Annotated in this window: 19 protein-coding genes; 8 read left to right on the top strand and 11 right to left on the bottom strand. The window is 63.3% G+C overall.

All coding sequences use genetic code 11. From position 1 onward, the window contains the following. Positions 1-18 precede the first annotated feature (18 nt). Both AC4D2M_RS00490 and AC4D2M_RS00485 read right to left on the bottom strand, forming a co-directional pair. Complete coding sequence (locus AC4D2M_RS00490; RefSeq protein WP_490889049.1) at positions 19-1,008, bottom strand: AfsR/SARP family transcriptional regulator; 990 nt, start codon at positions 1,006-1,008, stop codon at positions 19-21. Between the two features lie 188 nt (positions 1,009-1,196). After that, entirely contained in the window at positions 1,197-1,739 is a 543-nt protein-coding gene (locus AC4D2M_RS00485) for a hypothetical protein (protein ID WP_490889047.1), read from the bottom strand. A 98-nt stretch (positions 1,740-1,837) separates the two neighbouring features. Between AC4D2M_RS00485 and metG the strand changes: the two genes are divergently transcribed. After that, positions 1,838-3,406 carry a methionine--tRNA ligase gene (gene metG / locus AC4D2M_RS00480; protein ID WP_490889045.1) on the top strand — a complete coding sequence of 523 codons (1,569 nt, stop codon included), beginning with the start codon at positions 1,838-1,840 and terminating at the stop codon, positions 3,404-3,406. 59 nt (positions 3,407-3,465) lie between these two features. Here the strand turns inward: metG and AC4D2M_RS00475 are convergent, their stop codons facing one another. The 5 genes from AC4D2M_RS00475 to AC4D2M_RS00455 form a co-directional block, all read right to left on the bottom strand. Beyond that, a complete protein-coding gene (locus AC4D2M_RS00475; protein WP_490889044.1) occupies positions 3,466-3,975 on the bottom strand; it encodes a hypothetical protein in 510 nt (169 codons plus the stop codon). Between the two features lie 58 nt (positions 3,976-4,033). Beyond that, complete coding sequence (locus AC4D2M_RS00470) at positions 4,034-6,517, bottom strand: ABC transporter permease (protein ID WP_490889042.1); 2,484 nt, start codon at positions 6,515-6,517, stop codon at positions 4,034-4,036. Between the two features lie 2 nt (positions 6,518-6,519). Continuing rightward, positions 6,520-7,287 carry an ABC transporter ATP-binding protein gene (locus tag AC4D2M_RS00465; protein WP_490889040.1) on the bottom strand — a complete coding sequence of 256 codons (768 nt, stop codon included), beginning with the start codon at positions 7,285-7,287 and terminating at the stop codon, positions 6,520-6,522. Positions 7,288-7,398: 111 nt separating this feature from the next. Beyond that, entirely contained in the window at positions 7,399-8,091 is a 693-nt protein-coding gene (locus AC4D2M_RS00460) for a response regulator (protein ID WP_490889038.1), read from the bottom strand. Beyond that, positions 8,092-9,291 carry a sensor histidine kinase gene (locus tag AC4D2M_RS00455; RefSeq protein WP_490889036.1) on the bottom strand — a complete coding sequence of 400 codons (1,200 nt, stop codon included), beginning with the start codon at positions 9,289-9,291 and terminating at the stop codon, positions 8,092-8,094. It lies immediately after the preceding gene. A 192-nt stretch (positions 9,292-9,483) separates the two neighbouring features. On the opposite strand from AC4D2M_RS00455, the gene AC4D2M_RS00450 reads away from it, so the two are divergent. Continuing rightward, on the top strand, positions 9,484-10,539 hold the full coding sequence (locus tag AC4D2M_RS00450; protein ID WP_490889034.1) for a 3-isopropylmalate dehydrogenase: 1,056 nt from the start codon (positions 9,484-9,486) through the stop codon (positions 10,537-10,539). Between the two features lie 118 nt (positions 10,540-10,657). Further along, positions 10,658-11,764 (top strand): branched-chain amino acid aminotransferase, encoded by a 1,107-nt coding sequence (locus AC4D2M_RS00445; RefSeq protein ID WP_490889033.1) that lies wholly within the window; start codon positions 10,658-10,660, stop codon positions 11,762-11,764. A 79-nt stretch (positions 11,765-11,843) separates the two neighbouring features. Here the strand turns inward: AC4D2M_RS00445 and AC4D2M_RS00440 are convergent, their stop codons facing one another. Genes AC4D2M_RS00440 through AC4D2M_RS00430 form a run of 3 tightly spaced genes read right to left on the bottom strand, consistent with a single transcriptional unit; the run spans position 11,844 to position 14,819 of the window. Beyond that, positions 11,844-13,391 carry a putative bifunctional diguanylate cyclase/phosphodiesterase gene (locus AC4D2M_RS00440; protein WP_490889030.1) on the bottom strand — a complete coding sequence of 516 codons (1,548 nt, stop codon included), beginning with the start codon at positions 13,389-13,391 and terminating at the stop codon, positions 11,844-11,846. Further along, positions 13,381-13,755, bottom strand: coding sequence for a DUF7793 family protein (locus AC4D2M_RS00435; protein ID WP_490889029.1), 375 nt, complete (start codon positions 13,753-13,755; stop codon positions 13,381-13,383). Before AC4D2M_RS00435 ends, AC4D2M_RS00440 begins: the two co-directional genes overlap by 11 nt. 20 nt (positions 13,756-13,775) lie before the next feature. Beyond that, entirely contained in the window at positions 13,776-14,819 is a 1,044-nt protein-coding gene (locus AC4D2M_RS00430; protein ID WP_490889028.1) for a hypothetical protein, read from the bottom strand. 236 nt (positions 14,820-15,055) lie between these two features. Here AC4D2M_RS00430 and AC4D2M_RS00425 point away from each other — a divergent pair, with 236 nt between their 5' ends. Beyond that, entirely contained in the window at positions 15,056-15,316 is a 261-nt protein-coding gene (locus AC4D2M_RS00425) for a hypothetical protein (RefSeq protein ID WP_490889026.1), read from the top strand. Between the two features lie 107 nt (positions 15,317-15,423). On the opposite strand, the gene AC4D2M_RS00420 is transcribed toward AC4D2M_RS00425, so the two are convergent. Next, positions 15,424-16,452, bottom strand: a complete 1,029-nt coding sequence (locus AC4D2M_RS00420) for a hypothetical protein (protein WP_490889025.1) — start codon at positions 16,450-16,452, stop codon at positions 15,424-15,426. Between the two features lie 242 nt (positions 16,453-16,694). Here AC4D2M_RS00420 and AC4D2M_RS00415 point away from each other — a divergent pair, with 242 nt between their 5' ends. From AC4D2M_RS00415 to AC4D2M_RS00400, 4 genes are all read left to right on the top strand, one after another. Next, entirely contained in the window at positions 16,695-16,838 is a 144-nt protein-coding gene (locus AC4D2M_RS00415) for a hypothetical protein (RefSeq protein ID WP_490889024.1), read from the top strand. 99 nt (positions 16,839-16,937) lie between these two features. After that, positions 16,938-17,711, top strand: a complete 774-nt coding sequence (locus AC4D2M_RS00410; RefSeq protein ID WP_490889022.1) for a fumarylacetoacetate hydrolase family protein — start codon at positions 16,938-16,940, stop codon at positions 17,709-17,711. 47 nt (positions 17,712-17,758) lie between these two features. Further along, positions 17,759-19,258, top strand: a complete 1,500-nt coding sequence (gene gltX / locus AC4D2M_RS00405; protein ID WP_490889020.1) for a glutamate--tRNA ligase — start codon at positions 17,759-17,761, stop codon at positions 19,256-19,258. Then, positions 19,248-19,976, top strand: a complete 729-nt coding sequence (locus tag AC4D2M_RS00400; RefSeq protein WP_490889019.1) for an HAD family hydrolase — start codon at positions 19,248-19,250, stop codon at positions 19,974-19,976. Before gltX ends, AC4D2M_RS00400 begins: the two co-directional genes overlap by 11 nt. The last annotated feature ends 24 nt before the right edge of the window (positions 19,977-20,000 follow it).

Raw genomic sequence — 20,000 nt, 5'->3', positions numbered from 1 at the left:
GGCACGGGACGGGAAGTTTTACGCTCCGGACATCGCCCGTACGAGGAACGAGTTGATGACGTGGGTAGCTTCCCGCAGAGACTGCCGCACCACCTGCGGGGATGCTGCTGCCGTCACCGGTGCAGCTGTCCTGCTGAGCTGGCTGTGCAGAACAAGGAGCGCAGACAGAACATCGGAGAGTTCCCCTTCGCTCTCGGCGGTAGCCTGCAGGAGTCGTGCGTGTGCGGCCTTCAGGCCGGGTCCGGGTGCGCAGCCCAGCTCCCGAATCATGGCCCGCCGGCACTTCTCGTAGCTCTGAAGACCTTCTGCGTATCGTCCCGAACGCTCAAGGCCACCGACGCGGACCAGCCAGGCCCGCTCGTTCAGCGCGTCCATACCCAGGGCTTTCTGCGCCCATTCGATCGACTCGGACACGACACCGAGCTCTGCGGCCGTCTCTGCCGCCAGAACGGTCGCTTCGAGGACCCGGGAGCTGTGGAGTTCCCGCTCATCTTCCGCCCATGCCGGGAGCAGTTCGTCACCGAGCAACGGTGCTGTCGCGAGTGCGAGGGCCTCATGGAGCAGCTCAAGCGCCGTTTGCGGTGCGCTCTGCTGTGCCTGGCGAAGGAGCTGGTCGAAGCGGAACACGTCCAGGTCCACCATGGCGGCGTCCATGACATAGCCGCCCGTCGTGGTACGCAGGGGACCCTGCTTGCCGCTGCCGGGCTGGATGTTCCGCCGAAGGACACTGACGTAGCTTTCAAGCGTAGGAAGCGCTTCTGTCGGTGCGTGCCCTTCCCAGAGGACCTCGATGAGGCGGTCCTTCGAAACGGGGGTGCCGAGGCTCAGCAGGAGGATCTCCAGGATCTGGCGCGGCTTCGGGCCGCCGAGGGTCCGGGCGGTCAGCACGGTATCACCGCGCCGGATACGAAGGGAGCCGATCAGCTGGACGCTCAGGAATGCCGGCACGCCTGGCGCATCCGCAGGTATACCGGAGTGAAACGGTGAGAAGGTGTCTGACTGCAACATGAGCGAGACCTCGTCTTTCTTGCTTGTGATGACGAGATCAAACCTAGGGACCCGAGAAACACGGATCACGAGTAGGGTCTACCCGAAAATATGCCCCCGATCGGAGAGGATTCGGGGGCACTACTCGAAAATGCGAGAGTATCGATCCGGGTGGTCTCCTGAGTAGCGGAGACGGCTACTCACTGTACTCACTGACCCGCTGTGTGATGCTCAGTTCCCAGCGAAAGCCGGGTTTCGCCGTCGTCGCTGAGTACCAGCGCAAGTGCATTGTTCGGGATTTCGAAGACCAGTGTGGCGTCGATGGTTTCGCCCTGCTCGGCGGTGTGCTCGGACGGTGATGCCCAGATGACCCGCGGTTCGCCCGTGCCAAGACCGTCAATGAAATAGTCCGAGGCCCTGAACGTAATGCCGTCCGGTTCCAGCGCGGTCAGTTCGAGTAGAACGCGCACGCGATGAGCGCCGTCGGGCACTTCCGTCTGCAATGCTGCGCCGTTACCGGGAGGTGCCCACCCGTCCGTCTCCAGTGGCAGGATTCCGTTGATGCGGGCGAGTCCGCCATCCACCGTGTCCGATGCGCCGAGCATCGTGGGCGTCTCCTCCTCAACGCTGTTCGTGAGCACCCATGTTGTCCCGCCCATCACGCCGATCAGGAGCGCGGCAGGAACAAGTATCCGGTGCCGGGGAACAGCCCGTGGGCGGGAAACGGGGCGGTCGTCGAGCTGGTGTGCCATGCAAGTAGTGTTCGGTTTCCACCATGGGAAAACCATGATCGCGGGTACCGCCGGCGCAATGATGCGACAACCCAACCACGGCAGGGTAACTTTCTAGGGTGAGTTCTGCGCAGAAACCCCCTTTCTACATCACCACGGCAATCACCTACCCGAACGGCGTGCCCCACATCGGGCATGCGTATGAATACGTGGCTACCGACGCCATCGCGCGGTTCAAGCGGCTGGATGGTTACGACGTCATGTTCCTGACCGGTACTGACGAGCACGGCATGAAGATTGCCCAGACGGCCGAGAAAGAGGGGATCACCCCCAAGGAGCTCGTGGACCGCAACGCCGCAGTCTACAAGGCGGCTCACGCCGACCTCGCGATCACCTACGACCGTTTCATCCGCACAACGGACGAGGACCACTACGCCGCCTCCCAGGACATCTGGCGGCGGATGGAGGCCAACGGCGACATCTACCTCGACAAGTACGCCGGCTGGTACTCGGTACGGGATGAGGCCTACTACACCGAGGAAGAGACGGAGCTCCGCGAGGACGGCATCCGCTACTCGAAGGACACCGACACGGAGCTCACGTGGACGGAGGAGGAGAGCTACTTCTTCCGCCTGTCCAGCTACCAGGATCGGCTACTCGCGCTGTACGCGGACCAGCCCGAATTCGGTGCGCCGCAGTCACGGTTCAACGAGGTGATCAGCTTCGTGAAACGCGGACTGGATGACCTCTCGATCAGCCGCACCACCTTTGACTGGGGTGTACCGGTGCCCGGCAACCCCAAGCACGTCATGTACGTCTGGGTGGACGCGCTCACCAACTACCTCACCGGCGTCGGGTACCCTGACACCGAATCGGAGTCCTTCCGCAAGTACTGGCCGGCGGACGTCCATGTGATCGGCAAGGACATCTCCCGCTTCCACGCCATCTACTGGCCGGCGTTCCTGATGTCGGCAGGCATTGAGTTGCCCAAGCGTGTGATGATCCACGGCTTCCTTCACAACAAGGGCGTGAAGATGTCCAAGTCACTAGGCAACGTGATTGCGCCGAAGGACTGGATGGAACAGTACGGCCGCGACCAGATCCGCTTCTTCCTGCTCCGCGAGGTGCCCTTCGGGGCGGACGGCTCTTACAGCCATGAGGCGATCGTCAGCCGCATGAATTCGGACCTCGCAAACAATCTGGGGAACCTCGCCCAGCGGTCCCTGTCGATGGTGGCGAAGAACTGCGATGGACTGGTGCCGGCGCCGTCGTCGTTGACAGACGCCGACCAGCGCATTCTGGCGGCCGCGAATACCCTGCTCGGATCCTGCCGGGCGGCGTACGAGAAGCAGGAACTGTCCCGCGCGCTGGAGGCGATCTGGACGGTCCTCGGCGATACCAATGCGTACTTCGCCGAGCAGCAGCCGTGGGTGTTGCGAAAGACGGACCTGGACCGCATGAACACCGTCCTCTACGTGACGCTGGAGATCCTCCGGATTGTATCCATCCTGGTGCAGCCGGTAATGCCCGACGGCGCTGCGAAACTGCTCACAGCACTGGGACAGGGCCCGGAGGACGACGACGCCGCGCGCCGCTTCGATGCGCTCGCCACACCGCTCGTAGTCGGAATCGCACTGCCGGCGCCTACTCCGATCTTCCCGAAGTACGAGGAACCCGCCGAGGCCTGATCGGCCTGTCAGAAAAGCGGCTTGGCAGGACACGCTGTGTCCTGCCAAGCCGACGCAGTTTAGGAACGGAAACGGTCCGCCGCCGTTGCCACCATGATGGCAGCAACCTCCTGCTGCTGTCCGCGTGCCCGCTCGGCGAGCTCCCTGAGGTGATCGCGGTCGTACCCGGGGAAGGACCAGCCGGCGTCCAGCAGGACCAGGAGCGTCTCCCACAGTGCCTGCTTGCCGCGGACCAGGCTCTGCAGTGCTTCAAGTTCAAGCTGAGCGCCGGGGCCTTTCTCGGTTCTGCGTGCGTTGAGCGGGTTCAGCCGAGCAGCGACTGCGCCCAAATGCCCGAAGCCCATCTTGAAGACGTTCGGGCGATGTCCGAGAGCCTTCAGCGAACGATGAAGCTCGGAGCGCTCGCTGTCGATCTCGTCGTGGAGACGGGCAAGGGTGCGCCCGTGCGGCGTACCCTTCCATGTCTGTGCGGCTGCATCAAACAGGCGTACTCCGCCCGTCGCTCCGAGGAGATGGTCCTCAAGATAGCGGCACATCCACTGCGGTTCTGCGTGGGCAGGTTTCTTCACCGGTCCTCCTGTTGACTTCACGGTCCGCACTCGCGGACCGTGAAGCAATCCTTTCAGGTCAGCCCTCTACGGCCAATCCCTGGACGGGGGAGAGCCGGGCAGCGCGGCGTGCCGGCATCACCGATGCCGCGAGGCCCGCGACCGTGGCGACGATGAGTACACCCAGCAGTTGCAGCCATGGGAATGACGGCGTCACCACGGCCACCGAGCCCAGTGCGGCTTGGGCACCCAACCAGCCGTAGAGCATCCCGAGCCCGATTCCGATCAGGGTCGCGACGCCGGCGATCAGCACGGCTTCAACGGCCAGCATTCCGCGCAACTGGCCTTTGGTCAGCCCCAGAGCGCGCAGCAGCGCCGACTCGCGGGTGCGTTCGAGTACCGAAAGGGACAGCGTATTGGCTACCCCGATCAATGCAATCAGGACGGCGACGGCGAGGAGAGCGGTGACCACGAGGAGGAGCACATCGATGATCTGATTGAATGTCGCACGCTCGAGTGCCGCTCCTGAAACGAGATACTCGGCCAGGCCGAGGGAGTTGACGATCTCCGTACGCAGTTGAGTGATGTCGCCGGAGCTCATGGAATCATCCAGCTTCAGCCAAATAAGGTCCGCCGCGCCGCCGGAATCCTGCGCAACACCGAGGTCCTCCGCCGTCGACTCTGCAATGAGCGGCACGAGAGTACTGCTCTCAGCCTCCACCACTGGAAGCGTCTGTTCCGAGAACGAACCCTCGACCGTGAGTGCAACCGATTCTGTGCCCTCGGGCATAATGACGGCACCCTCCTGTGGGTATGCGGTCTCGGAACGCAGGACTGCTTCCGCCTCAGCTGGCGAGAGCGTGTACACGACCTGAGCGCCGCTGTCCTCGCCGGTCTGCGCGACGGGGGTGGGCTGGACCACGGCTTCGACACCTTCCATTGCCAGCAGCAGGCTCGCGGGCTCCGCCGGTTGGCTACCCTCGAGCACGACGGCCAGGTCCACGGGATAGTTCTGAGCCAGGGCATCATCGAAGGCGGTACGTGAGGTCTGCGCTCCGGTCATCATCATGCTGACCAGAGTGACACCGACGATGAGGGCGGTCGCCGTGGCTGTGGTCCGGGCAGGATTGCGTACCGCGTTGACCGCCGCCAGCGTTCCAGGCACGCCGAGCGGCTTCGCCAGCCCACCCACCTTCGTGACGAGTGCCGGGACGAAGAGACCGGCGCAGAGCAGCAGCCCGAGGAACGACAAGGCGCCGCCGGGCAGGGCAACGAGCAGGTTGGCGGTGATCGCGCCCACGGCGAGGAGCAGGCTTCCACCGACGAGGAGCGTCACCCCGAACAGTAGTCGAAGACGTCCGCGACGGGTACCGATCCCTGCATAATCCGCCGGACGAAGGGCCGCCAGGGGTGCGACCGCGGTCGCCGTCCGTGCGGGTACCAATGCAGCAGCAAGAGTCATCGTAATGCCCACCACCATGCCGATGACTACGGCGGACATCGGCACGGCGAGGGTTGCGAACTCGCTGCCCGGAACAGTACGTGCAATCGACACCAGGGTCCACATAACGCCCGCAGCCAGCAGCACCCCGAGCGCCGAGGCGACACTTCCCACCACAGCCGCCTCGATGAGTACGGAGCGCCGGATCTGGCCGCGGCCGGCCCCGATGCAGCGCAACAGCGCCAGTTCGCGGGTTCGCTGGGCGACTAGCACGGCGAAGGTGTTCGAGATCACCAGCGCGGTGACAATGACGGCGACGACCGCAAACGCCAGGAGAATAATGGTCAGCTGGTCCTGCCCGCCGGACAGGGCGGCGACATCCTCGGCGGTCTGCTCTGAACCGGAGAGTACCAAAGCATCGACGCCGGCGTCGTTCAGGGTCGGGTGCAGGGCTTCGCGGACCTGAGTCTGATCAGCGCTATCGCTCAGGGCCAGCTGGAGCCGCGCAGGAGCAGCGTCGACCGCGAGCACCGCAACTTGGGAACCGACCGCGTGCACCTGGATCATTCCGGAGGCGAAGGGGTGTGTGGACGGCTCGCTCAACCCGACCACGGCCAGTTCCACACCGGCAGAGGCGACGTTCTCTGCGGGCGTTCCCTCGCTCAGCGGGGCGCCCTCGACGAGGTCACCGACCGCCAGGTCCAGCTGCGCAGCTGATTCCGAGTCGATGATTATCTCACCGGCGGATGTTGGAAGTCGACCTTCTTCGACTTTCAGAGATTCCAACGCAGGCGATGCGAGCGTGGCGATGGAGGCGACGTTTGTCCTTGACGAGTCGGCTAGGGCAAAGACCCCCTGCGTATCTGCGTGGACATCCTGGACGCCGGGGACGGCTTCCACCCGTTCAGCCGCGTCGGCAGGAAGCGTATTGCCGTTTGCGTCGGAGACCACCAGATCAGCCTTGGCGTACTCGGTGCCGATGCTGTTCTGCAGGGTGGCGGTAGTGGTTCCACCGACCATCAGGGTCGCTGCGAGGAATCCTACGCCGAGCATGACGGCAAGACCGAGGGCGATGTAGCGGCGGGAATGCCTCGCAACCTGGGAAAGGGCAACTGTGAGCACGGTTACGCTCCCAGCTGCGAGAGCGCCGCGAGGATCGCATCGGGCGTGCTCCGGTCCAGCTCCCCGACCAGGGCGCCGTCCTGCATCAGGATCACCCGGTCGGCATAGGACGCGGCCACCGGGTCGTGCGTGACCATGATGATGGTTTGACCCATCTCCAGGCTGCTGCGCCTCAGCAGCGCCAGCACTTCGGCTCCCGAACGCGAGTCCAGGTTTCCGGTCGGTTCGTCGCCGAAGATGACGTCCGGCTTGGTCAGCAGGGCCCTGGCCACCGCTACACGCTGTTGCTGTCCTCCGGAGAGCTCATGCGGGCGGTGGTTGAGCCGGTCAGTCAGGCCGAGGATGGTGCAGATCTGTTCCAGCCATTCGCGGTCCACCTTCCCTCCCGCGAGGGCTACCGGGAGGGTGATGTTCTGTTCCGCAGTGAGGGTTGGAATGAGGTTGAAAGACTGGAACACGAAGCCCACGCGGTCGCGGCGCAACCGCGTCAGCTCGGCGTCGTTCAGTCCGGTGATGTCCGCTCCGCCCAGATAAATACGTCCTGAATCCGCTGTGTCCAGTCCCGCAAGGCAATGCATCAGGGTGGACTTCCCGGACCCGGACGGGCCCATGATTGCGGTGAAGCGACCGCTCGGAAAAGCAACCGTTACATCGCGCAGCGCGTGCACGATGGTGTTGTCCCTGCCATAGGACTTGTTCAGGGTTTCAGCAGCAACCGCTGCGGCGGAGACGGACGACGGCGCGGTGGCCGTTGAAGGATTCGGTGTCATGGTTCCACGCTAGGAAACGCGTGGGTGCCCGCGGATCGGACGGGGGGAGGTTTCTGCAGGCTCCAGCCTCCTACCCCGGGATGAGGTAGACGGGAGAACGGGATGAGGGGATCAGGGTTGGACGACGCCGGCCTCGTAGGCCAGCACTACGGCCTGCACCCGGTCCCTGGCGCCGAGCTTGGCGAGGATGTGCCCGACGTGCGTCTTCACGGTCGCTTCCGACAGGAACAGGTCCGAGGCGATCTCCGTATTGGACCTTCCCTGGGCAATCAGGGTGAACACCTCGCGCTCGCGGGCAGTGAGGGTTTCCACCGCGGTTTTCGCCCGTTCGTTCGCCGCAGACGGTGCCCGCAGCAGCGGCGCCACGTGATCAAGCAATCGGCGTGTGGTGGACGGGGCAATGACAGCATCGCCGCGGTGAACCGTCCGTACCGCCTCCAGAAGTTCCTCGGGAGGTGCGTCCTTCAGCAGGAAGCCGCTGGCTCCGGCGTGGATCGCGGCAAGCGCGTACTCGTCGAGATCAAAAGTAGTCAGGACGATGATGCGCGGCCCAGGCTCCTGTGCTTGCGCCAGGATGCGCCGGGTCGCTTCGATCCCGTCCATGCCGGGCATCCGCACGTCCATGAGTACGACGTCGGCTGCCGTGGACGCCAGCAGGTACACCGCCTCCGTGCCGGTGCCGGCCTGGCAAACGACGTCCAGGTCCGGCTGGGAGTTGATGAGCATAGAGAAACCGCTGCGGACGAGATGCTGGTCATCGACCAGGGCCACACGGATGGTTGCGGTGGTTAGCGGGGTGCTCATTCAGGCCTCTGTGTAGGGGATCTGTGCGCGGACGCGGAAGCCGCCGCCGGTGAGCGGACCGGTTTCCACAGTCCCATCGTAAAGTTTCAACCGTTCCGCCATTCCCCTGATGCCCTGACCGCAATTGTCGCTTCCCGTGTCATTCCCCATGCCGTCGGACGCGGCGCCGCGTCCGTCGTCGTCGATTGTCACTTCGAGGCCTTTCCCCGTCCAGGACAGGGAAACGTATGCCGACGCCCGGGGTCCGGCATGCTTCAGAACGTTCGTCAGGGCCTCCTGAACCACCCGGTAAACGGTGAGTTCCGCGCCGGCGGGGAGCTGTCGCCGCGGCGTGCCGAGGTAGGTCAGCGCCACATCGAGCCCCGCCCGTCTCACCGTCTCGATCAGGGCAGGTACCTCCGCCAGAGTCGGCAGCGGGCGGGTGGGTGTGTCGTTATCGTTCCTCAGCACGCCCAGCAGCCGGCGCATCTCGCGTAGCGATCCCCTCCCGGTTGCCGCAATGGTTCCCAGCGTGGATGTTGCGACGGCGGGATCCGCAGCGGCGGCGTAACGGGCGCCGTCGGCCTGGGCAATCATCACCGACAGGGAATGGGCAACGATGTCATGCATCTCGCGGGCTATGTGGCTGCGCTCATCGGCGGCGGCGAGGTCGCGTTCCTGCTGGCGTTCGATCTCCAGCCTGCGGGTTCGGTCCTCCAGCGCCTGCAGTGTGAGTCTGCGGTTGCGGGCTAGATCGCCGAAGGCCCAGCAGAGCAGCACCACAGCCACGGCGAAGAAGATGTACAGCGCATACAGCGGGAGCTCAGCAACGCCGGTCTCGTACTGGTTCAGCCCGAACTGCGCCACGCCGGCTACCATGCCGAAACACGCAATGCCCAGACCGCCGAGGCTTGCCCAACGCGGGGCATATGCCGCGAGGGTATACACCATCACGAGGACGCTCAACTGCGCAGGAACCGGTGGCTGATTGATCAGAAGCTGGCTGACGGATACGGCGGCGACCGTGGAGGCAGCAGCGACGGTCCGCCGGCGTCGCCATGCCAAAGGAATCACCAGCGCCGTCGACACCACAAACTCCGCCGGCGATCCAGTGAGCACAAAGGGCAGAGCCAGGAGGACGAACGCTGCTCCCGCCACTACAAGGTCGACCGTTCCGTGGTTCTCCCGCAGCCAGGTGGCCAACCGGTGGTGCGCATCCATAGCTACCAACTCTAGGGCGGGCTGAGAGCAACGGGCATCGCCCCACGGGTGGAGTTCTCTCTGTACGTGAACCGCCGCGGGCCACCTCCGGAATAGGGGAGGTGGCGGTTAAGGCGGCCGTGTGTGGCGCTCCCGTCTCAATATACGAACCGGAATTGTCCGTGATGCGGGATAGTTGCCTACGCTAATCCCATGACTTCATCCAGCATCAATGTGGCAGTAATCCCCGGGGACGGTATCGGACCGGAGGTCATCACCGAGGCGGTCAAGGTGCTCCGTGCGGCAACGTCCGCCGCAGACACGGAATTGAGCCTCACCGAGTACAAGCTTGGCGCCGAGCACTGGTTGGCCACGGGGGAGACGCTCCCGGAGGAGACCCTGGACCGGTTGCGCGGACACGACGCCATCCTGTTCGGTGCCGTTGGCGCTGCCCCGGGAGACACCCGCATTCCGTCCGGCCTGATTGAGCGGGAGATGCTGCTCAAGCTTCGTTTCAGCCTCGACCATTACGTCAATCTGCGTCCGTCGAGGCTCTACCGGGGTGTGACGAGTCCCCTCGCCAATCCCGGCGAGATCGACTTCGTGGTGGTCCGTGAGGGCACCGAAGGGCCGTACGTGGGCAACGGCGGCGCACTGCGCACGGGCACGCCACACGAGATCGCGACCGAGGTCTCGGTGAATACGGCACATGGTGTTGAGCGGCTGGTCCGTGACGCATTCCGTAGGGCCAGCGAACGCCCCCGGAAACACCTCACTCTGGTGCACAAGCACAACGTCCTGGTGCATGCCGGTCACCTGTGGAAGCGCACCGTCGAAGCTGTCGCCACAGAGTACCCGCAGGTCACTCATGACTACCTCCACGTAGATGCGGCGATGATCTTCCTGGTCACCGACCCGTCACGATTCGATGTGATCGTGACCGACAACCTGTTCGGTGACATCATCACCGATCTCGCCGCAGCCGTTACCGGCGGAATCGGCCTGGCAGCGTCCGGAAACATCAACATGGACCACACTGCCCCCTCGATGTTCGAACCGGTACACGGCTCCGCCCCGGACATTGCGGGACAGCAGAAGGCAGATCCTACTGCGGCGATTCTCTCCGCGGCGCTGCTACTGCAGCACCTTGGCTTCGGAGAGCAGGCGGCACGGATTGAGCAGGCGGTGGAGAACGACGTCGCCACCCGGTCCGGCGCGTCGCGCGCCACCGCGCAGGTCGGCGATGCGATTGCCGCCGCGGTGTCCTAAGCTGGTTAGGAAGCGTTAACTCAACTAGCCGTCCGAGTGCATCCCGTTCGGGATCACCGCGAGGCATGACAGGGTCCGTCCGCAGTGCACGCGGCGGCCAGGTAACCGTGGAGGAACCATGACAGCTACGCAGCTGGAATTCGCCCAGTACCCATCCGCGAGCCCCAAGCCGGAGGCGGACCGGGAGGCAATTCTTGCCAACCCCGGTTTCGGCAACCACTTCACCGACCACACCGTCGTGGTCGACTACACGGTCGACGCCGCCGGTGAGGGAGGTTGGGGAAACGCACGCCTTGAAGCCTACGGGCCCATTGCAATGGACCCGGCCGCTGCAGTGCTGCACTACGGTCAGGAAATCTTTGAGGGTATGAAGGCGTACCGCCATGCGGACGGATCCATCTGGACCTTCCGGCCGGAGGCGAACGCGGCGCGGCTCAACCGGTCAGCAGCAAGGCTCGCACTTCCCCAACTGCCCGAGGAGATATTCCTGGAATCTCTTCGCCAGCTCGTCGCAGCTGACAAGGAGTGGGTGCCCACGCGTGATGGCGAGAGCCTCTATCTGCGTCCGTTCATGATCGCCACCGAAGCGTTCCTCGGCGTCCGTCCGGCCCGCGAGGTGTCGTACCGGGTCATCGCCTCACCCGCAGCAAACTATTTCGGCGGCGAACTGGCTCCTGTTTCCATCTGGGTGTCCCGGAATTATGCGCGCGCCGGTCGGGGCGGTACGGGCGCCGCGAAATGCGGCGGCAACTACGCGGCCTCGCTTGCGGCACAGTTGGAGGCAGAGGCACACGGCTGCAAGCAGGTGCTCTTCCTCGACCAGCTGAACAACAACGCCGTCGAGGAACTGGGCGGCATGAATGTGTTCTTCGTCTTCAAGGACGGCACGCTCGTCACCCCCGCGCTGAGCGGGACCATCCTTGAAGGGGTAACCCGTTCCTCGATCATTCAGCTGGCCAAGGACCGCGGACTGAACGTCCAGGAGCGCGTCATCACGCTCGATGAATGGCGCGACGGCGTCAGCAGCGGCGACATCGCGGAGGTTTTCGCCTGCGGCACTGCCGCAGTGATCACCCCGATCGGTCAGCTCAAGGACGGCGACGAGGTCATCAGCGCACCGGATCCGTCGGCCGGCGAGGTCACCATGTCCCTGCGTGAGCAGCTGCTCGGAATCCAGACCGGCAAGGTCGAGGATCCCCATGGCTGGATGACCCGCCTCGTCTAGCAGATTCCGAAACTGCACAGGTTGGAGCCCGGTTCCCAGACGGGGGCCGGGCTTCGGTTTCGTCAGCTCCCGCGCGGCGTCAGCGGGAGGACTTCAGCGGAAGGACACTGCCCGAGCGCAGCAGCGCGGTGACATCCGGTTCGGGTAAGGGTCTGCTGAAGTAGTAGCCCTGACCGCTGAGCTCACCGAGGGAGCGAAGGAACTCGGCCTGTTCCTCGGTTTCTATGCCCTCGAAGACAGCCCCAAGGCCCGCTGCCCGTATGAGCTGGAAGACGGCGGCCACAAACTCGGGCTGCCAGGATCCGGTTGCGGGCTCCTGCAGGATGGAGCGGTCCACCTTCACCATGTCGACCGGCAGCTTGCGAAGGTAGCTGATGGACGAATAACCCGTTCCGAAATCGTCAATCTCAATGCACACACCCAACTGCCTGAAGCTGAGCAACGAGTAGGTTTCCACCTCACCGCCGCTGATCAGCGCCGACTCAGTGATTTCGATGACCAGTGAGGGCGGTGGCACGGACATGCGTTTGAGGAGTCCGCGGACAAAGTCCACCATGTCGATCTGGCGCAGCTCGATGGCCGAGATATTGACCCGTACCTGGAAATCCTCCGGGATCAGGAGCGCCGCACGCCAGATCGCGTATTGCTGCAGCGCGGTGGCCATAACCCACCGGTCGAGCTCTGAGATGGCGCCTATCTCTTCTGCGAGCGGGATGAAGGATTCCGGCGAGATCACGCCCCGGGTTGGATGGTCCCAGCGCACCAGGACTTCCACGCCATTGACTGATCCGTCGTCCAGGTTGACCACCGGCTGGTAGTGCACGCACAGTTGGTCCGTCCCGATGGCGTCCCGCAGTTCGGAGGCCATGAGCGTGCGAAGCTGCCGGTTGAAGAGCATCACGGGCTCGAACGTCTTGATGATGCTGCGGCCCTCGTTCTTCGCCGCATACATGGCTGTGTCGGCCTCGTGCAGCAGCGATGCCGCCGTGTGTTCGCCGGTGGCGAGCCGAAGGCCTATGCTCGCGCGGGGGTGCACGCTGAACTCATCCACGTCAATGCTCTTCTCAAGCACTTCCAGTGCACGGTGTGCCACGCTGAGAGCAATTTCCATGGTGGCTTCGGTCACCAGGATGGCGAACTCGTCGCCGCCCAGCCGGGCAACGGTGTCTGTAGCCCGGACTACGCTGCGCAAACGCTCCGCGACTTCGCGCAGGACATCGTCGCCGGCGTCGTGCCCGAAGCGGTCGTTGACGTTCTTGAAGGAATCGAGGTCGAGCAACAGCAGCGCAGGGGGAGGGGCGCCGTCGTGTTGGGCAGTGAGCGACTCCTCGATTTTCTCGACGAGCTCCACGCGGTTGGACAATCCGGTGAGTGCATCGGTCATTGCCATGCGCTTCATATCCAGATGTGCCTGGTGAAGCATGGCCGTGCGGTTCTCCACGCGTTTCTCGAACTGCCGGTAGACCAGTTCAAGTTCTTCGGCGAGGAGGTTCACCCCGGTGATGACAGCGTCAACGTCATCCCGCGCGGGGGAGGGCGTCATCCGGCTGCTGAGGTCTCCCCGGGACAGCCGCACGATGCCGTTGACCAGCATGGCCAGGCGGGGGTCGCCGTCGTCAGCTGTCATACGTGCGCCCCGTCAACCAGTCAGCGGCGGACTCTTCGTCCCCGAAGTAGCGCGTTGGGCACGGCGGCGGTTCCCCGCCGAGGAGGAAGTTAGCGAGCACCCTGTCCACAGCGCTCGCTCCAACCACCGCAAGCGCCGATGCTGAGCGCGAGCGGCTCAGAACGCCGCGTGCCTCGCGGCTGAGCGATGCCACCCCGGTGATCACCAGCAGAACAGGACGGGGGACGCCGGCCGCTTCCGTATGGGCTTGCTCCGCAAACGCACCCGCCACTTCTGCGGTGATGTGTTCGCCCTGCGGCAGCACCAGCCGGATGAAGGAGGCAGGCATCGGTGCATCGGTGGGTATCAGCGAGGGTGCGTTCATGGGAAACCTAGACCGGATGTCTAGGCCTCTGCCTTTCGAACGACCTCGTCGATCAGAGCGCCCGCATGAGCCTCCCGGTCGGGGGCTCCTGATTGCCTGAACAGTTCCTGACTTTTCTCAAGCTGGAACAGGCCCTCAAGCGGGTCCCCGGACCGGGCCAGTGTTTGACCCAGGAGCATGTAGGCTTCCGCCGCGGTCTGGCTTGCAATGAGGGAGGACGCCTCGCAGATCGGCCTGAGCCGCTCGGCGGCGGCGTCGAACTGCTTGGTAAGAAACAGCCAGTGCGCGCGGGTCAGGGACAGCTCAATCTTGTCGCGTTCACTTCCTCCGACGATCGACGCCGCGAGCTCGGCCCGCTCGATGCATTCCAGCGTCTCCGGTTCCACGACGCCGCCGGCCAGGCGAAGCGCAGCGGACGCGCGATTGAACCGCGCCCACAGGTCGAGGTCGTTCGAGGGTGAGAGATGGCTGGCCGCCCGCCGATGGTAGTCGGTTCCGACAGCCGCATCCCGGCGGAGGTACGCCACGTTTCCTATGACCCAGTACGCCTTACCGGCAGTCTGTGAGTTCACTTCGGGGGTGATGAGCTCTGCCAGCCGAAGGCACTCGTTCCAGGCATCATCGATTTGGTCGCTCTCCGCGAGCGCAGCGATGAGGGCGTGTTGAGCGGTTATCCGTAAATCAGGGGAGTCCGCGGCCGAGGCGGCCATTGCAACTGCACGCCTTGCTTCTTCTGCGGCGGCCGCCAGATCGCCTTGGCCTTGCAAGGTACCCGCTAGGAACGTCGAAACCCGGGCAGACAGATCAGCATAACGATGGGTGAGCGCATCGTCCCGTAGGGATTCAGCAACAACCTGGGCATCGTGAAAAGCGCCCGCTTTCTTCAAACATTCAGCTTGCAGGAAGGTCATATTCCAACACGCGTTGTCATCAGCGTTGCGCCGCGCCACCTCCGCGGCCTCGGTTGCAGTCGTAAGCGCCAAGTCATAGTCGCGCTGATTCCATGCGTCGCGCGCACGCAATTCCAGAAAAACGTGCTCGCCCGGCTGCTGGGATTGAATCATGGCCCCGTTTCAACGCTTTCCTCAGATGGATCCCCGACACCATTCTGTCAGAATCATCGCCCCTGACACTCATCCTTGTGGTTCAACTTCGAAGCTTATGCAATTACGTGTAAAAACTGCGGAAAAGATGAGAAAAAGGACACTGCATTAGACGATTCTGGTCAATATACTGGACACGCTGTGCAACGCAGAGGGCAATTCGTTCTTCTGCGTCCATCAAGTGACAAGGGAATGATATGAAGAAGGTCTCCGCAACTCTGTTGCTGACTGCGTTGCTTCTGGTTGGGGGCGGCACGGCTGCTCATGCCGCGAAGGTCGGTAACTGGCCCGATGGCACCACTACGGCGAAGGTCGGTAACTGGCCCGATGGCACCACTACGGCGAAGGTCGGTAACTGGCCCGATGGCACCACTACGGCGAAGGTCGGTAACTGGCCCGATGGCACCACTACGGCGAAGGTCGGCAACTGGCCGGACAGCACGTATAAGTCTGTCTAGCAATTGCCCGCAAGGGTCCGCTTCGCTCCGGACTGCAAAGAGGCCGTGGAAGGGTCAGAATTCTGATCTCATCTCCACGGCCTTTTGCATGCCGGTAGCGAATTCACTCAGGCTCTCAGTTTGGCCTCAATGTCCCGGACATGCGCTGCCCGGTCCGGCGCTCCGGCGTCGTTGAAGCACTGTTCACTCGTCTCGAAGTGGGCCAGTGCCTCAACCCATTCGCCCCGTGCTGATAGTGCCTGACCGAGGAGCAGGTTTGCTTCTCCCTCGGTTTGCCGGGAAAGCGCCGAGCCCTCCGAACAGATAGGCCGCAGGCGTTCAACGGCGGCATTGATTTGGCCTGTCAGGAAAAGCCAGTGCGCGCGGGTCAGTGAAAGCTGCAGTTGATCCCGTTCCGTACCACCGACTATGGAACTGGCTACCTCGGCCCGTTCGATGCACTCAAGGGTCTGCGCATCCACAACACCAGCGGCCAGACGCCGTGAAGCGGATGCGCGGTTGAACCGCGCCCACAGATCCAGGTCGTTGTTGGGAGCGAGATGGTCCGCTGCAAGCCGGTGGAAGCGGGTGCCGTCGTTGACCTGGTGTCGCATGAACGCTACATTCCCGATCACCCAGAATGCCTTACCCGCCGTCTGCCTGTGGATACCCGGCGTGATGTGGGTGGAAAGGTCAAGGCAGGTGCTCCAGGCTTCATCCAGCCGATCACTCTCGGCCAGAGCGGCAATGAGCGCGTGGTGCGCCTCTATCTGGAGTTCGGGAGCATCGGGGACGGTGGCCGCGCTTTTCAAGGCGATCGTGGCGCTTTCCACTGCCTGGTCCAGATGTCCCAAGCCCTGCTGGCATACCGCCGCAAGGGTGTGGACGCGTGCCTTGAGTGCTGCGGATTCCAGCGTGAGGCTGTTGATGCTGAGCGCCTCAGCGTATTGGAGGGAGTCATCGAGGGCCCCTTCCTCGCGTAGGCACTCGGCCTGAAGAAACGTCATATTCCACCAGGCATGGTGATCTTCGGTCTGCGCCGCGAGAACCACGGCGGTTGCCGCGAGTTGTCTCGCAGCAGGGTAGTCGCGCTGACTCCACGCTTCACGCGCCCGCAGCTCACGCATCACCAATTCACCCGACTGCTGGGCTGCCACGTTTCCCCCTTTTTCCTTGAGGTTGTGCCGGACGAGCGGGAGATTCCCGGCGGATCCGACGTGACTGTCCCTGAGTTTATGCGTAAAGGCGCGGTTGAAACAGAGGCCGTGGAAGAACAGGAAGCGGAAGCAAAGAACAGAAACCGATCCGGGGCCGGAGGGTGTTGCATATCACACTAGCTTCGTATACTGAATCAATCTGGTGTCAGAGCCTCGGCACTCCTAACTCAAAGGAACCCGTTATGAAAAGACTCTCCGCAGTTCTGCTGCTTACGGCGGCCCTGGCACTGGGAGGCGGCTCTGCGGCTGTAGCCAAGGACAAAGCGACCGCACCGAAAACGGGCGTTGTCACCTATGGCATCCTGATCGACGATTGGCCTCACTGACAGTTATCAATGAAGCACGGTTCAAAGACCGTTCGGAGGACTCCGGTCCTTCGAACGGTCTCTGGCGTTTTCGGGTTGGGTCTGTACTAGCCTAGGTCCATGCGTATCGCCCGTTTTGTGCTCAATGATGATCCAGCGTTCGGCCTTGTTGAAGGACGTGAGGGGGAGGAAGAGGTAGCCGTCATCAGCGGCGACCCATTCTACGGGGGTGTCCAGCCCACCGGTGCGCGCCACAAGCTCGAGGACGTTCGGCTGCTGGCGCCCGTGATTCCCCGCAGCAAAGTGATCGGCATTGGACGGAACTACGCCGATCATGCCGCCGAACTGGGCAATGAGGTGCCGCCCGCTCCACTGATGTTCCTGAAGCCCAACACTTCGGTTGTCGGTCCCGGGGACCCGGTTGTCCTTCCTTCCTTCTCCGAGGAAATCTCCTACGAGTCAGAGCTCGCAGTCATCATTGGCCGAATCTGCAAGGACGTGCCTGTTGATCGCGTCGATGACGTCGTGTTCGGTTACACCTGCGCCAATGACCTCACCGCCCGTGACATCCAGCGAACGGACAACCAATGGGCCCGGGCAAAAGGCTTCGACACCTCCTGCCCGATCGGGCCGTGGATCGAAACGGAACTCGACACTGAGAACCTTGCCGTACGCGGCTGGCTGGACGGCGAACTCAAGCAGGACGGCTCCACCAGCCAGATGATCTGGGGCGTGAAAGAGCTCGTTTCCTACGTCTCCCAGGCCTTCACGCTTCTGCCTGGCGACATCATCCTCACGGGCACCCCAGCCGGGGTCGGCCTTATCACGGAGGGCCAGCGGTACGAAGTGGAAATCGAAGGAATCGGACGGCTTTCCAACCCCGTCCGCCGCTAGCTTCCCTGCCGGAGCGCTGACAGCCGGACAGTAGACTGGGGTCCATCATGACTACTGCTGATCTCCCCACCGTCACGCCCGAAACTCCCGTTCGCGTCCGCTTCTGTCCCTCTCCAACCGGTGTGCCGCACGTCGGATTGATCCGTACCGCCCTGTTCAACTGGGCGTACGCACGGCACACTGACGGAAAAATGATCTTCCGGATCGAGGACACGGATGCCGCCCGCGATAGTGAGGAAAGCTACGGGCAACTTCTCGACGCGCTGAAATGGCTCGGTATCGACTGGGACGAGGGCGTCGAAGTTGGCGGGCCGCACCAGCCCTACCGTCAGTCCCAGCGGAGTGGGATCTACCAGGACGTCATCTCAAGGTTGGTCTCCGCCGGCCACCTCTACAAGTCCTACTCCACACCGGACGAGGTTGAGGAGCGGCACAAGGCAGCGGGACGGGATGTGAAGCTCGGATACGACAATTTCGACCGCGATCTCACTGAGGAGCAGAAAGCTGCCTATGAAGCGGACGGCAGGCAGGCGGTCCTGCGTCTGCGCATGCCGGACGAGGACATTACCTTCACGGACCTTGTGCGCGGGGATATCACTTTTGCTGCCGGGAGCGTTCCGGACTTCGCAGTAGTACGGGCGAACGGTGCTCCGCTCTACACGCTCGTGAACCCCGTTGATGACGCGCTGATGGGCATCACACATGTGTTGCGTGGTGAGGACCTCCTCTCCTCGACGCCGCGCCAGATAGCGCTGTACCGCGCGCTCATCGATATTGGCGTCGCCCGTTACATGCCGCTATTCGGCCACCTCCCGTACGTGATGGGCCAGGGCAACAAGAAGCTGTCCAAACGGGACCCGGAATCAAATCTCTTCCTGCACCGCGAGCGCGGCTTCATCCGTGAGGGTCTGCTCAACTACCTCTCGCTGCTGGGCTGGTCACTGAGTGCTGACGAGGACATCTTCACCGTCGAGCAGCTTGTTGAGAAGTTCGACGTCCATGACGTTCTCGCCAACCCGGCACGCTTCGATGTCAAGAAGGCCGAAGCGATCAATGGTTCCCACGTGCGTCTGCTGGACCCGGAGGACTTCCGGATGCGACTCGTTCCGTATCTGCACTCCGCAGGTTTGCTGGGCCAGACGACCAGCCCTCGCGAACTGGCGATCCTTACGGAGGCTGCGCCGCTCATCCAAGAACGAATCACCCTGCTCGGGGAGGCTCCCGAGATGCTCGGTTTCCTGTTCAGGGCGGACAACGAGATCGAGGTCGCTGAAGACGCCCGCAAGGGCCTGCCTGCGAACTACCAGGAGGTCCTTGATGCTGCCCTGCGCGCTCTTGAGCCGGTTCAGGACTGGAACGCTGAGTCCATCCAGGCGGCACTGCGTGCAGCCCTCGTCGATGAACTGGGACTGAAGCCGCGCGTCGCTTTCGGGCCCGTGCGCACAGCGGTTTCCGGACGCAAGATCTCACCGCCCCTGTTCGAGTCCATGGTCATTCTCGGCAAGGAATCATCGCTGGCTCGGGTGAGGTCGCTGCGTGAACAGTGAGTCCGCTCTGCCGGCTATCCAAGGCGTGCTGTTCGATATTGACGACACGCTGGTGGACCTCGCCACAGCGATGGGGCGCACGCTCCATCACATCGGCGCTGAGACGCTTGCGCACCTCAGCGAGGCGGAGTGGATCGAATACAAGGATCTGTATACGCGGGACCCGCTCGGCTACTACGAACAGTTTCTCGCCGGGAAGCTGACCTTCACGGAACAGCGCATCCACCGTGCGCGGCATGCCCAGGCATCGTTCATCGCCGACCCCCTTGAGGGTGAAGCTGCAGTGCGGTGGAACAACGCGTACGAGGCCATACTGCCGCTGCACTTTGAACCCTACGACGACGTCGTTCCTGTCCTTGACGAGCTGGACCTGCAGGGAATTCCGTACGGTGCCGTCAGCAACAATGTGCACGACTATCAGCGGGCCAAGCTGGACAAGGCCGGACTGCAGCGGGTTGCAGCGCTCGTTGGAATAGATGCGGTCGGGGTGGCCAAACCCGACCCGGCGATTTACCTGGAAGGCGCCCGGCGGCTTGGCACCGACCCTGCGTGCACCCTCTATGTGGGCGATAACCTCGTGTTGGACGCTGAGGGAGCGGACGCAGCCGGTCTGATCGGTGTCTGGTTGGACCGTCGCGGCGGTCAGGATGACGGTTTCTCAGTCCGCCGGATTACTGCTCTGGACGACGTTTTGCGAATCGTGCAGGGAATCCGGTAAAGTCGTATCTCGGCGCGGACGGGG

It is taken from the genome of Arthrobacter sp. TJ-270 (assembly GCF_058269075.1).
This window is presented reverse-complemented; position numbering and strand designations above follow the sequence as displayed.